The organism is Escherichia sp. MOD1-EC5495 (genome assembly GCF_002965965.1).
GTDB classification, from domain to species: domain Bacteria; phylum Pseudomonadota; class Gammaproteobacteria; order Enterobacterales; family Enterobacteriaceae; genus Escherichia; species Escherichia ruysiae.
Map to the genome: position 1 here is coordinate 260,435 of NZ_PTRI01000001.1, position 13,362 is coordinate 273,796.

Annotated in this window: 12 protein-coding genes; 5 read left to right on the forward strand and 7 right to left on the reverse strand. The window is 50.0% G+C overall.

Going from position 1 to position 13,362, the window contains the following annotated elements; all coding sequences use genetic code 11:
• The first annotated feature begins 147 nt into the window (after window positions 1-147).
• The 3 genes from glnS to BEG40_RS01250 all read left to right on the forward strand — a co-directional run bounded on the left by glnS (window position 148) and on the right by BEG40_RS01250 (window position 4,179).
• A complete protein-coding gene (glnS, locus tag BEG40_RS01240; RefSeq protein ID WP_105284744.1) occupies window positions 148-1,812 on the forward strand; it encodes a glutamine--tRNA ligase in 1,665 nt (554 codons plus the stop codon).
• A gap of 578 nt (window positions 1,813-2,390) precedes the next feature.
• A complete protein-coding gene (chiP, locus tag BEG40_RS01245) occupies window positions 2,391-3,797 on the forward strand; it encodes a chitoporin ChiP (RefSeq protein ID WP_001201181.1) in 1,407 nt (468 codons plus the stop codon).
• Between the two features lie 49 nt (window positions 3,798-3,846).
• Window positions 3,847-4,179, forward strand: coding sequence for a ChiQ/YbfN family lipoprotein (locus tag BEG40_RS01250; RefSeq protein ID WP_105284745.1), 333 nt, complete (start codon window positions 3,847-3,849; stop codon window positions 4,177-4,179).
• 269 nt (window positions 4,180-4,448) lie between these two features.
• On the opposite strand, the gene fur is transcribed toward BEG40_RS01250, so the two are convergent.
• The 5 genes from fur to ybfF all read right to left on the reverse strand — a co-directional run bounded on the left by fur (window position 4,449) and on the right by ybfF (window position 7,051).
• Window positions 4,449-4,895, reverse strand: a complete 447-nt coding sequence (gene fur / locus BEG40_RS01255) for a ferric iron uptake transcriptional regulator (protein WP_000131706.1) — start codon at window positions 4,893-4,895, stop codon at window positions 4,449-4,451.
• Window positions 4,888-4,974, reverse strand: a complete 87-nt coding sequence (uof, locus tag BEG40_RS01260; protein ID WP_001406816.1) for a fur leader peptide — start codon at window positions 4,972-4,974, stop codon at window positions 4,888-4,890. Before uof ends, fur begins: the two co-directional genes overlap by 8 nt.
• Before the next feature lie 209 nt (window positions 4,975-5,183).
• Window positions 5,184-5,714 (reverse strand): flavodoxin FldA, encoded by a 531-nt coding sequence (gene fldA, locus BEG40_RS01265; RefSeq protein ID WP_001018618.1) that lies wholly within the window; start codon window positions 5,712-5,714, stop codon window positions 5,184-5,186.
• 139 nt (window positions 5,715-5,853) lie between these two features.
• On the reverse strand, window positions 5,854-6,147 hold the full coding sequence (ybfE, locus tag BEG40_RS01270; protein ID WP_024165168.1) for a LexA regulated protein: 294 nt from the start codon (window positions 6,145-6,147) through the stop codon (window positions 5,854-5,856).
• Between the two features lie 139 nt (window positions 6,148-6,286).
• Window positions 6,287-7,051 carry an esterase gene (gene ybfF, locus BEG40_RS01275; protein WP_105284746.1) on the reverse strand — a complete coding sequence of 255 codons (765 nt, stop codon included), beginning with the start codon at window positions 7,049-7,051 and terminating at the stop codon, window positions 6,287-6,289.
• 184 nt (window positions 7,052-7,235) lie between these two features.
• On the opposite strand from ybfF, the gene seqA reads away from it, so the two are divergent.
• Window positions 7,236-7,781 (forward strand): replication initiation negative regulator SeqA, encoded by a 546-nt coding sequence (seqA, locus tag BEG40_RS01280; RefSeq protein ID WP_001515978.1) that lies wholly within the window; start codon window positions 7,236-7,238, stop codon window positions 7,779-7,781.
• Window positions 7,782-7,809: 28 nt separating this feature from the next.
• Window positions 7,810-9,450 (forward strand): phosphoglucomutase (alpha-D-glucose-1,6-bisphosphate-dependent), encoded by a 1,641-nt coding sequence (gene pgm / locus BEG40_RS01285; RefSeq protein ID WP_001297249.1) that lies wholly within the window; start codon window positions 7,810-7,812, stop codon window positions 9,448-9,450.
• 222 nt (window positions 9,451-9,672) lie between these two features.
• Here pgm and potE read toward each other — a convergent pair whose 3' ends face one another.
• On the reverse strand, window positions 9,673-10,992 hold the full coding sequence (potE, locus tag BEG40_RS01290) for a putrescine-ornithine antiporter (protein ID WP_000075810.1): 1,320 nt from the start codon (window positions 10,990-10,992) through the stop codon (window positions 9,673-9,675).
• Window positions 10,989-13,187 (reverse strand): ornithine decarboxylase SpeF, encoded by a 2,199-nt coding sequence (gene speF / locus BEG40_RS01295; protein ID WP_105284770.1) that lies wholly within the window; start codon window positions 13,185-13,187, stop codon window positions 10,989-10,991. The genes potE and speF overlap by 4 nt, the downstream gene beginning before the upstream one ends.
• Window positions 13,188-13,362 lie beyond the last annotated feature (175 nt).

Sequence of the window (13,362 nt, forward strand, 5' to 3'; positions counted from 1 at the left end):
GGATATCATCTTCGCCGCTTTTTTTTTCATCAATCATCCCCATAATCTCAGTGAGATTTTCTATTTTCTCTAACTAACAGTTGTCAGCCTGTCCCGCTTATAAGATCATACGCCGTTATACGTTGTTTACGCTTTGAGGAATCCACGATGAGTGAGGCAGAAGCCCGCCCGACTAACTTTATTCGTCAGATCATTGATGAAGATCTGGCCAGTGGCAAGCACACCACAGTACACACCCGTTTCCCGCCAGAACCAAATGGCTATCTGCATATTGGTCATGCGAAATCTATCTGCCTGAACTTCGGGATCGCCCAGGACTATAAAGGCCAGTGCAACCTGCGTTTCGACGACACTAACCCGGTAAAAGAAGATATCGAGTACGTAGAGTCGATCAAAAACGACGTTGAATGGTTAGGTTTTCACTGGTCTGGTAACGTTCGTTACTCCTCCGACTATTTTGATCAGCTCCATGCCTATGCGATCGAATTGATCAATAAAGGCCTGGCGTATGTCGATGAACTGACGCCGGAACAGATCCGCGAATACCGTGGCACCCTGACGCAGCCAGGTAAAAACAGCCCGTACCGCGACCGCAGCGTTGAAGAGAACCTGGCGCTGTTCGAAAAAATGCGTACCGGCGGTTTTGAAGAAGGTAAAGCCTGCCTGCGAGCGAAAATCGACATGGCTTCGCCGTTTATCGTGATGCGCGATCCTGTGCTGTATCGTATTAAATTTGCGGAACACCACCAGACCGGCAACAAGTGGTGCATCTACCCGATGTACGACTTCACCCACTGCATCAGCGATGCGCTGGAAGGCATTACGCACTCTCTGTGTACGCTGGAGTTCCAGGACAACCGTCGTCTGTATGACTGGGTTCTGGACAACATCACCATTCCTGTTCATCCGCGCCAGTACGAATTCTCGCGCCTGAATCTGGAATACACCGTGATGTCCAAGCGTAAGCTGAACCAGTTGGTGACCGACAAGCACGTAGAAGGCTGGGACGATCCGCGTATGCCGACCATTTCTGGTCTGCGTCGTCGTGGTTACACGGCAGCTGCTATTCGTGAGTTCTGCAAACGCATCGGCGTGACCAAACAGGACAACACCATTGAGATGGCATCTCTGGAATCCTGCATTCGTGAAGACCTCAACGAAAACGCGCCGCGCGCAATGGCGGTTATCGATCCAGTGAAACTGGTTATCGAAAACTATCAGGGCGAAGGCGAAATGGTCACCATGCCTAACCATCCGAACAAACCGGAAATGGGTAGCCGTCAGGTGCCGTTTAGCGGTGAGATTTGGATCGATCGCGCTGATTTCCGCGAAGAAGCTAACAAGCAGTACAAGCGTCTGGTGCTGGGTAAAGAAGTGCGTCTGCGTAATGCTTACGTGATTAAAGCAGAACGAGTGGAGAAAGATGCCGAAGGCAATATCACCACCATCTTCTGTACTTACGATGCCGACACCTTAAGCAAAGATCCGGCTGATGGTCGCAAAGTGAAAGGCGTTATCCACTGGGTAAGCGCGGCACATGCGCTGCCGGTTGAAATCCGCCTGTACGATCGCCTGTTCAGCGTGCCGAATCCAGGCGCTGCGGATGATTTCCTGTCGGTGATTAACCCGGAATCGCTGGTCATCAAACAGGGCTTTGCTGAACCGTCTCTGAAAGACGCAGTAGCGGGTAAAGCGTTCCAGTTTGAGCGTGAAGGTTACTTCTGCCTCGACAGCCGCCATTCCACGGCGGAAAAACCGGTATTTAACCGCACCGTTGGGCTGCGTGATACCTGGGCGAAGGTTGGCGAGTAATTTTAAGTTTCACCATGCAGGATGCGGCGTAAATGCCGCATCCTGCAAGAAACACACAAACAGTTTCAAACACTAAATTGCCTGATGCGCTACGCTTATCAGACCTACGAGATCTCTGCAATATATTGAATTTGCGTGCTTTTGTAGGTCGGATAAGGCGTTTACGCCGCATCCGGCATGAAACATACAAACAATCCCAAACGCCGCGCTCTGCGGCGTTTTTTCTGCTTATCATCGCGAATTAATTCCGCTTCGCAATTTATCCGTAAAATAAATTTAAAACCACAAATCATAATTCAATAAAATGTAACCGTTTTCATCCTACTGGAAAGCCACATATTTTTTCTTCTACAAGCTCTTCTGCTGCAAACTTAAATCCTGTAACAAAAATCATCAAAATATGTGCGGTTGCTCATGTTCTTACATTCTCGTTACAGAAAGAGATTGATAATTCGCGTCGCGAAAAATAGTCTGTTCCTGTAGTCAGCGAGACTTTTCTCAACGCTACTTTTTTAATTTTTATTTTTTTCGCTGTTCACCTGTGGTGCAGCAATTTATACGTCAAAGAGGATTAACCCATGCGTGCGTTTAGTGGCAAACGTAGTACGCTGGCGCTGGCTATCGCCGGTGTTACAGCAATGTCGGGCTTTATGGCAATACCGGAGGCTCGCGCCGAAGGATTCATCGACGATTCAACCTTAACCGGCGGTATCTATTACTGGCAGCGTGAACGTGACCGTAAAGATGTTACCGACGGCGACAAATACAAAACCAACCTTTCTCACTCCACCTGGAACGCCAACCTCGATTTTCAGTCTGGTTATGCTGCTGATATGTTCGGCCTCGATATTGCCGCGTTTACGGCGATTGAAATGGCGGAAAACGGCGACAGCTCCCACCCGAACGAAATCGCGTTTTCAAAAAGTAATAAAGCCTATGACGAAGACTGGTCCGGCGATAAAAGCGGTATAAGCCTGTATAAAGCAGCTGCAAAATTTAAATACGGTCCGGTGTGGGCGAGGGCAGGTTATATTCAGCCAACGGGTCAAACACTGTTAGCGCCGCACTGGAGTTTTATGCCGGGTACTTATCAGGGCGCGGAAGCCGGGGCTAATTTTGATTACGGCGATGCCGGCGCATTGAGTTTCTCCTATATGTGGACGAACGAATATAAAGCGCCGTGGCATCTGGAAATGGATGAGTTTTATCAGAACGATAAAACTACCAAAGTTGATTATCTGCACTCCCTCGGGGCGAAGTACGACTTCAAAAATAACTTCGTACTGGAAGCGGCGTTTGGGCAGGCTGAAGGTTATATCGATCAATATTTTGCTAAAGCCAGCTATAAATTTGATATCGCTGGTAGCCCATTAACTACCAGCTATCAGTTCTATGGTACGCGCGACAAAGTTGACGATCGCAGCGTCAACGATCTTTACGACGGCACCGCCTGGCTGCAGGCGTTGACCTTTGGCTACCGGGCGGCTGACGTAGTGGATTTGCGCCTCGAAGGCACCTGGGTTAAAGCTGACGGTCAGCAGGGATACTTCCTGCAGCGTATGACCCCAACCTATGCTTCCTCGAACGGTCGCCTGGATATCTGGTGGGATAACCGTTCTGACTTCAACGCCAACGGCGAAAAAGCGGTCTTCTTCGGCGCGATGTATGACCTGAAAAACTGGAATCTTCCAGGCTTCGCTATCGGTGCTTCTTACGTGTACGCCTGGGATGCCAAACCTGCAACCTGGCAGAGCAGCCCGGATGCGTACTACGACAAGAACCGGACTATCGAAGAATCTGCATACAGCCTGGATGCGGTCTACACCATTCAGGATGGTCGCGCCAAAGGCACGATGTTCAAACTGCACTTCACCGAATACGACAACCACTCCGACATTCCAAGCTGGGGCGGCGGTTACGGCAACATCTTCCAGGATGAGCGTGACGTGAAATTCATGGTTATCGCACCGTTCACTATCTTCTGATGCCCGACGCGGCAGGCATTTCACCTGCCGCACGTTTGAGGAATTTGCTATGAAAAAACTGATTCTCATCGCCATGATGGCATCGGGGCTGGTGGCTTGTGCGCAATCGACCGCGCCACAGGAAGATAGCCGTCTGAAAGAGGCATACAGCACCTGTATCAAGACCGCACAAGGCTCGCCGGAAAAAATTGAGGCCTGCCAGAGCGTGTTAAACGTGCTGAAGAAAGAGAAACAACATCAGCAGTTTGCCGACCAGGAAAGTGTGCGGGTACTGGATTATCAGCAGTGTCTGCGAGCAACGCAAACGGGTAACGACCAGGCAGTGAAAGCCGATTGCGATAAAGTCTGGCAGGAAATTCGCAGTAATAACGCTACGCAGTAAAAACAAAAAAAGCGAGGGCTGTAACTCTCGCTTGTTCTTATTTCCCTTGTATAAAAAAGCCAACCTGCAGGTTGGCTTGAGATTTATAGCAAGTGCATAAATTGCCTGATGCGCTGCGCTTATCAGGTCTACCTTTTTATGCAATATATTGAATTTGAGATGATTTGTAGGCCGGATAAGGCGTTCACGCCGCATCCAGCACGAACAAATCTCACTATGCCAATAATATAAAGCCAACCTGCAGGTTGGCTTTTCTCGTTCAGGCGGGCTTATTTGCCTTCGTGCGCGTGCTCATCTTCGCGGCAATCGCCTTCGGCACAGTGACCGTAAAGATAGAGACTATGGTTAGTCAGGCGAATGCCATGTTTCGCGGCGATTTCACGCTGACGCGCTTCGATAGATTCATCACTAAATTCAATAACCTTGCCGCAGTCGAGGCAGATCAGGTGATCGTGGTGATGTTGTTGGGTCAGTTCAAATACGGATTTACCGCCTTCAAAATTGTGGCGGGTGACGATACCGGCATCGTCAAACTGGTTCAGTACGCGATATACCGTAGCCAGACCAATTTCTTCACCCATATCGATCAGACGTTTATATAAATCTTCCGCACTGACGTGATGGTTGTCCGGCTCCTGAAGAACTTCCAGGATTTTTAAACGAGGAAGCGTTACTTTCAGGCCAGCTTTCTTTAGGGCGGTATTGTTATCAGTCATGCGGAATCTGTCCTGTTACTAAGCGGTTCACTTCATTAGAAGAAGTGACAGAATTTGCTCTTGAGATAATGCGTATCATTATAGAATTGCCACGCCTAAATGAAAACCACAAGTCCCTGGCAAATATTGTTAATAAAAACGTGGCTTAGCTTACATTTACATCGGCAAGGCCACTTCAATACTGGAACATTGTACAGGTACTACGGCAAAAGTTACAAATTTGTAGCAATTATTTTGATTGGCGTTATCTATTAATACGGCGTAGACATTAGCCTACACCGCATCACATCAGGCATTGAGAATTTCGTCGAGATGCAACTCTTCAGAAATCTGTTTAACCCATTTTTCTACACGTTCAGCGGTCAGTTCCGGCTGACGGTCTTCGTCAATAGCCAGGCCGACAAAGTGGTCGTCATCTGCCAGACCTTTTGACGCTTCGAAATGGTAGCCCGCAGTTGGCCAGTGACCCACGATAGTCGCGCCGCGCGGTTCGATGATGTCACGGATAGTGCCTAATGCATCACAGAAATATTCGGCGTAATCTTCCTGGTCGCCACAGCCAAACAGGGCAACCAGTTTACCATTGAAATCAATCTCTTCGAGAGTCGGGAAGAAGTCGTCCCAGTCACACTGCGCTTCGCCGTAATACCAGGTTGGGATACCCAGCAGCAGAATGTCATAAGCTTCCAGATCTTCTTTGCTGCTTTTTGCAATGTCATGGACATCGGCAACGTCTTTACCAAGCTGTTTTTGAATCATTTTTGCGATATTTTCGGTATTACCGGTGTCGCTGCCGAAAAAGATGCCAGTGATAGCCATGAGTGAAATAACCTCTTGAAACTTATTGAAATGGGGGTGGCAAATTGCCCACGGATAAAGGCAATCATAGCAGAACAGGCAGTCTTGCGGAATCAGCAAACGGGCAGGACTGCACACTGTGCTACATGAAAGTGGAAATTTAAACGATGCCCTGACTGCGCAGTGCCGCCAACTGCTGCATCAAAATCTCTTCGATCAGTTCGCTACGGCTCATATTGCGCGACTCTGCCAGCTCATTCAGCGCCTCGACAGCTTCCGCGTTCAGCTTCAGTTCGACACGCTTAAGACCACGTACTTTGTCGCGTTTTAGCTGGTTGCGTTTATTAATACGCAGCTGTTCATCGCGCGAAAGCGGATTGGTTTTCGGTCGTCCCGGTCGACGCTCGTGCGCGAACAGATCTAATGTCGTACGGTCCGTTTGTTCTTTGGCCATGATCTTGGTGACTTCGGGGGAAACAATCAGCCGGGCGTCTGCCCGGATGGATAGCGCGCCATAATACATCAGCGCGATGAGTCACGCCAACGCCCACGCGCGGAAAGCGACGCAGACGCTGGGTTTTTAATCAGTTGCGTTAATCATTGAGATAGCGACGGATGGCGCGCAGTACCGCATCAGGTTTTTCTGCGTGTACCCAGTGACCCGCACCCGCAATCACATGCGCCCGAGCCTGCGGGAATTGCGCCAGTAAATCATCACGATATTGTTCAGTGACATACGGTGAATTACCGCCGGGGATAAACAGGGCAGGGTGATCCCATGCCGGAATTTTCGTCCAGCCAACAATATGCGGATACTGATCCCACAACACTGGCACGTTAAAACGCCATTCACCATCAACGTAAGATTTCAGCAGAAACTGAATCACCCCTTCTTCATTCAGATGCTGGCGCATCACCGCTGCTGCCTGCTGTCGCGTTTGCGTGTTGGATTCACTGACGGCGTTGATGGCTGCGAAAATCTCATCATGACGACGTACGTGATAATCGACGGGGGCAATATCAATAGCCACGAGTTTATCAATGCGATCGGGTGCCAGTGCGGTTAGCGCCATAACGGCTTTACCGCCCATCGAGTGACCGATAAACGTCGCTTTTTCGATCTGCTGTGCATCCAGCGTATCCAACAGGTCTTGCGCCATTGCTGGATAATTCATCACAGGATCGCGCGGTGAAAGTCCGTGGTTACGCATATCTACCTGGATGATATCGTGGTCGCTCACCAGGTCGCGCGCCAGCACGCCGAGGTTGTCGAGACTACCAAACAAACCGTGGACGAGGACGATGGGAGAATTATTATGCTGGTTTTGTGCAGATTGCGCGCGGATATTCAATTTCATGGCAAAGTTCTTTTTTTCGCGAAGTCGGGTTAGGGTATTATGTTGACCATTGTGCCACAGGGCTGCAACAAATAAGGTTTAATCCGAGTTTTTCTGCAAGCCAGGCTTGACGCTATCCGCTGCCGGGATTTATTCATATACTCCTGGCGACTTGTATTCAGCTAAGACACCGCACTGGATTAAGATGAAAACGATTGAAGTTGATGATGAACTCTACAGCTATATTGCCAGCCACACTAAGCATATCGGCGAGAGCGCATCCGACATTTTACGGCGCATGTTGAAATTTTCCGCCGCATCACAGCCTGCTGCTCCGGTGACGAAAGAGGTTCGCATTGCGTCGCCTGCTATCGTCGAAGCGAAGCCGATCAAAACGATTAAAGACAAAGTACGCGCGATGCGTGAACTTCTGCTTTCCGATGAATACGCAGAGCAGAAGCGCGCGGTCAACCGCTTTATGCTGCTGTTGTCTACACTATATTCTCTTGACGCCCAGGCGTTTGCCGAGGCAACGGAATCGTTGCACGGTCGCACGCGCGTTTACTTTGCGGCAGATGAACAAACGCTGCTGAAAAATGGTAATCAGACCAAGCCGAAACATGTGCCAGGCACGCCGTATTGGGTGATCACCAACACTAACACTGGCCGTAAATGCAGCATGATTGAACACATCATGCAGTCGATGCAATTCCCGGCGGAATTGATTGAGAAGGTTTGCGGGACAATTTAAAACAACGTTGCAGATAAAGGACAAAGCAATGGCAATCCACAATCGTGCAGGTCAACCTGCACAACAGAGTGATTTGATTAACGTCGCCCAACTGACGGCGCAATATTATGTACTGAAACCAGAAGCAGGGAATGCGGAGCACGCGGTGAAATTCGGTACTTCCGGTCACCGTGGCAGTGCAGCGCGCCACAGCTTTAACGAGCCGCACATTCTGGCGATCGCTCAGGCAATTGCTGAAGAACGTGCGAAAAACGGCATCACTGGCCCTTGCTATGTGGGTAAAGATACTCACGCCCTGTCCGAACCTGCGTTCATTTCCGTACTGGAAGTGCTGGCTGCGAACGGTGTAGACGTTATTGTGCAGGAAAACAATGGTTTCACCCCGACGCCTGCCGTTTCCAATGCCATTCTGGTTCACAACAAAAAAGGTGGCCCGCTGGCAGACGGTATCGTGATTACGCCGTCCCATAACCCGCCGGAAGATGGTGGTATCAAATACAACCCGCCAAATGGTGGCCCGGCTGATACCAACGTCACCAAAGTGGTGGAAGACCGCGCTAACGCACTGCTGGCCGATGGCCTGAAAGGCGTGAAGCGTATCTCCCTCGACGAAGCGATGGCATCCGGTCATGTGAAAGAGCAGGATCTGGTGCAGCCGTTTGTGGAAGGTCTGGCTGATATCGTTGATATGGCGGCGATTCAGAAAGCTGGCCTGACGCTGGGTGTTGATCCGCTGGGCGGTTCTGGTATCGAATACTGGAAGCGCATTGGCGAATATTACAACCTCAACCTGACCATCGTTAACGATCAGGTCGATCAAACCTTCCGCTTTATGCACCTCGATAAAGACGGCGCGATCCGTATGGACTGCTCCTCTGAGTGTGCGATGGCGGGCCTGCTGGCACTGCGTGATAAGTTCGACCTGGCGTTTGCTAACGACCCGGATTATGACCGTCACGGCATCGTAACTCCGGCTGGTTTGATGAATCCGAACCATTACCTGGCAGTGGCGATCAACTACCTGTTCCAGCATCGTCCGCAGTGGGGCAAAGATGTTGCCGTGGGTAAAACGCTGGTTTCTTCTGCGATGATCGACCGCGTGGTCAACGATTTGGGTCGCAAGCTGGTGGAAGTACCGGTAGGCTTCAAATGGTTTGTTGATGGTCTGTTCGACGGCAGCTTCGGCTTTGGCGGCGAAGAGAGCGCAGGGGCTTCCTTCCTGCGTTTCGACGGCACGCCGTGGTCAACCGATAAAGACGGTATCATCATGTGTCTGCTGGCTGCGGAAATTACCGCAGTCACCGGTAAGAACCCGCAGGAACACTACAACGAACTGGCGAAACGCTTTGGTGCGCCGAGCTACAACCGTTTGCAGGCAGCTGCGACTTCCGCGCAAAAAGCGGCGCTGTCTAAGCTGTCTCCGGAAATGGTGAGCGCCAGCACCCTGGCAGGTGACCCGATCACCGCGCGTCTGACCGCAGCGCCTGGCAACGGTGCTTCTATTGGCGGTCTGAAAGTGATGACTGACAACGGATGGTTCGCCGCGCGCCCGTCAGGCACGGAAGACGCATACAAGATCTACTGCGAAAGCTTCCTTGGTGAAGAACATCGCAAGCAGATCGAGAAAGAAGCAGTTGAGATTGTTAGCGAAGTTCTGAAAAACGCGTAAACACATTAAATAAGAAAAAGGGCGGTCGGAAGATCGCCCTTTTTACTTATGACTGCCTGATGCGCTACGCTTATCAGGCCTGCAAGGATAGTGCAATATATTGAATTTGCGCGATTTTGTGGGCTGGGTAAGGCGCTTGCGCCACCTGCGGCATGAACAACGAGCACTTTGTTAATAATCCCAAAGGGCGATCATTCGATCGCCCTTTTTTACTTCGCTTTATTAACCGTGTTTATTTTTCAGTTCAAAGCGGGGTGATACCAGACCATACAGTGTCCAGCCGAGGAAGGTCACGATGGAGCCATACAGCATGGCCTCTTCCCCAGACGAGTACAGTGCATAGAAGCTGTACATTGCACCAATAAAGGCAACAAAGTTAGCCACTTTCGCTTTAGCAGCCGGAACATTAGCTGCTTTCTGAATGATCACCAGTGCCGCCATCGACAGAATATACGGGATGATATTGGTCACCACGGCCAGGTTAACCAACACGTTGAACTGGCTGTTCAGCGACGGGCTAATGGTCATCAGCGATAACCCACTCTGGATAATCACAATGGTCAACATTCCCTGAACCGGTGCATCCACTTTGGTTACACGAGAGAAAATTTTCGGGAAGTACCCTTCATCGGCAGAAGATTTAAACACCTGGGCAATGGTGAACTGCCAACCGAGCAGTGAACCGCAGCAGGACATCACCATCAACGCCATAATCACTTTACCGACTTCCGGTGTGAACATCTGCGCGAAGGCCAGACCAAACGGTGCCGTTGAATTTGCCAGCTCCATATTTGGCACAATCCCGGCAATCACGTTAGTAGAGACGATATAAATTACTGCCGCACCCAACGTACCGCCAAGAACAGCAATTGGCACGTTACGTTCCGGGTTTTCTACCACTTCAGCGTTCGCACAGGCCGATTCCAGACCGAGAAAAGCCCACAATGTCATGGCGATGGAAGAACCAACCGCGCTAAAGAAGGGCGCATGATGCGGGTTCCAGGAGTCAGCGTAAAGCGTCGGGCTGAACCAGAACCAGCCGATAATGCACAGGCCAATTACCGGAATAATGACACCCCACACGGTAATGCTACTGATCTGCCCGGTAATGCGTGCACCACCAAAGTTAGCCACGGTACATACCCACAGCACAGCAATAGTGGCAAGACCAATCTGAACAGGCGAAAGGGTTGTGTCAAACAACTCAGTACCGTAGCCAACGGCGGAAATAGCGATGGCGACATTGGCAATCAGCAGTGACACACCGTAGGTATAGTTCGCCATGAAGTTACCGGATTTACCGAAGGCATATTCGGCATAACCCCCCATACCACCTGATTTACGGCTATACATACCGCATTTTGCAAAGGCCCAGGCCAGCGCCATTGATCCTACAGCCGTCACTAGCCAGGAGATAATCGAGATCGTCCCGACTTCGGCTAGTTTGGTCGGCAGCATAATGATGCCGGAACCCATCATGTTGACCATCGTCAGTATGGTTAACTGCACGACGCCCATTTTATTCGCTTTAGCCTGACTCATAATTTTTCTCCCTTCAGCAGGGCGCTTTGTGCTTTGCTTGATTTGATGACATAGCACCAGACCTGTTTGCGACCGTCATGTTCTTCGATATAGACACCCTGTAATTCCGGCGCAAAACCTGGCAGCAGGTTAATGCCTTCTTCCAGGGCAATGAAGTAACGCAGAACTGCACCGCCCCAGACTTCACCCGGAACAACACACAGCACGCCCGGAGGATAAGGCAGGGCACCTTCGGCTGCGATACGCCCTTCTGCATCCGGCAGACGAACCAGCTCCACCTCACCGCGTAAGTAGGCGTAGTTAGCTTCTTGTGGGTTCATGCTGACGCGAGGGAAGTGTTCCTTACGGAACATCTCTTTTTGCAGTTGTTTCACGTTATGACGGGCATACAGGTCGTGCATTTCCTGGCACAACTGACGCAGGGTATAACCGGCGTAACGGGCTTCATGCTGTTTGTAAATGGAAGGCAGTACGTCCGCCAGAGGCGCATCATCTTCCAGCAGTTTTTCGAAACGTACCAGCAGGGCGACAAGCTGCTGTAGTTTGGCCATATCTTCTGCCGGAGTCAGCAGGAATAAAATGGAGTTAAGGTCGCATTTTTCTGGAACGACACCATTTTCACGCAGGAAGTTAGCGAGAATGGTTGCAGGAACACCGAATGCCTCATATTCGCCGTTACGTGCATCAATGCCTGGGGTAGTCAGTAGCAGCTTGCACGGATCGACAAAATATTGGTTTTCTGCGTAGCCTTCAAAAGAGTGCCAGTGTTCTCCTGGTACAAACTGGAAGAAACGCAGGTCATTGGCAATTTCAGCGGTGGGATATGACTGCCATGGCTTGCCATCCACCAGTTCAGGAACGAACGGACGAATATGATGACAGTTTTCAAGGATCAGTTTGCGGGCATCAATGCCATTCGCCACGCAGTCCATCCACATATTGCGACCGCTTACGCCTTCATGCATTTTAGCGTTGACGTCCAGTGCCGCGAACAGCGGATAGAACGGACTTGTGGAGGCATGCATCATAAAGGCATTGTTCATGCGTTTATGCGGTACATAACGCGGTTGTCCTTTGATATGGCGGTCTTTTTTATGAATTTGTGAAGTCTGGGAAAAACCCGCCTGCTGTTTATGGACTGACTGCGTAACCAGAATGCCCGGATCGTTTTCATTAAGCTCCAGCAGCAGCGGCGAACAGTCAGCCATCATCGGGATAAACTGCTCGTAGCCGACCCATGCGGAGTCAAACAGAATGTAGTCACACAGATGACCAATTTTATCCACTACCTGACGGGCGTTATAAATTGTACCGTCGTAGGTGCCTAACTGAATAACCGCGAGGCGGAACGGACGCGCCTCTTTTGCCCGCTGCGGTGCGACTTCTGCAATCAGTTCGCGCAGGTAATTTTCTTCGAAGCAGTGCGCATCAATGCCACCGATAAAGCCATACGGGTTGCGTGCTGTTTCCAGATAAACCGGTGTTGCACCAGCTTGTAGCAACGCCCCGTGGTGATTAGATTTATGGTTATTGCGGTCAAACAGCACCAGATCGCCCGGTGTCAGCAGTGCGTTTAATACCACTTTGTTTGAAGAGGAGGTGCCGTTTAAAACGAAGTAGGTTTTATCGGCATTAAACACTTTTGCTGCGTGTTGTTGTGCGATACACGGTGCGCCTTCATGAATCAGCAGGTCACCCATTGCCACGTCGGCGTTGCACAAGTCAGAACGGAAAAGAGTTTCACCAAAATACTCTACAAACTGGTTACCTGCCGGATGGCGACGGAAAAATTCGCCGCCCTGATGACCGGGGCAATCAAATGCGCTGTTACCCTGATTGACATAATCGACCAGTGCGCGGAAGAAAGGTGGGCGTAACTGGGTTTCATAATGGCTGGCAGCGGTTTCTAACTGGCGACCGTAAAACGTTTTCCGCGCTTCGCAATGTTCGAAGACACCCGAAATACGTGACAGGTATTTTGCTGGCACATGATCTTCATTTTCCGTGGCAATAAATACAGGAATGCCATAGCCAGTAGCGTCTATTTCATCGAGTTTTCCACGTTCAACATCATCGACCGATAAAACAATGGCAGCAACGTCAATATAATTACTTTCGTCAATGTTCACGCATACACGATGAGTGGAAAAGTAATTCTGGCAAGAACGACTAACGGCAATTTTTAATTCTGACATTTTTCATCTCTTTATTTCAGGTAATAGCAGGTACTCAATTTCTCAAAAGAGAAATTGATAACGCCGGAAAAAAGCAAAACATCACCCCTGATAAATAAATCAGTAGTTTGCTTTTTGTAGATGCAATAACCCGACCAGCCCGGTAACTGGCAATACTCTACCTGTCCAGATTGCG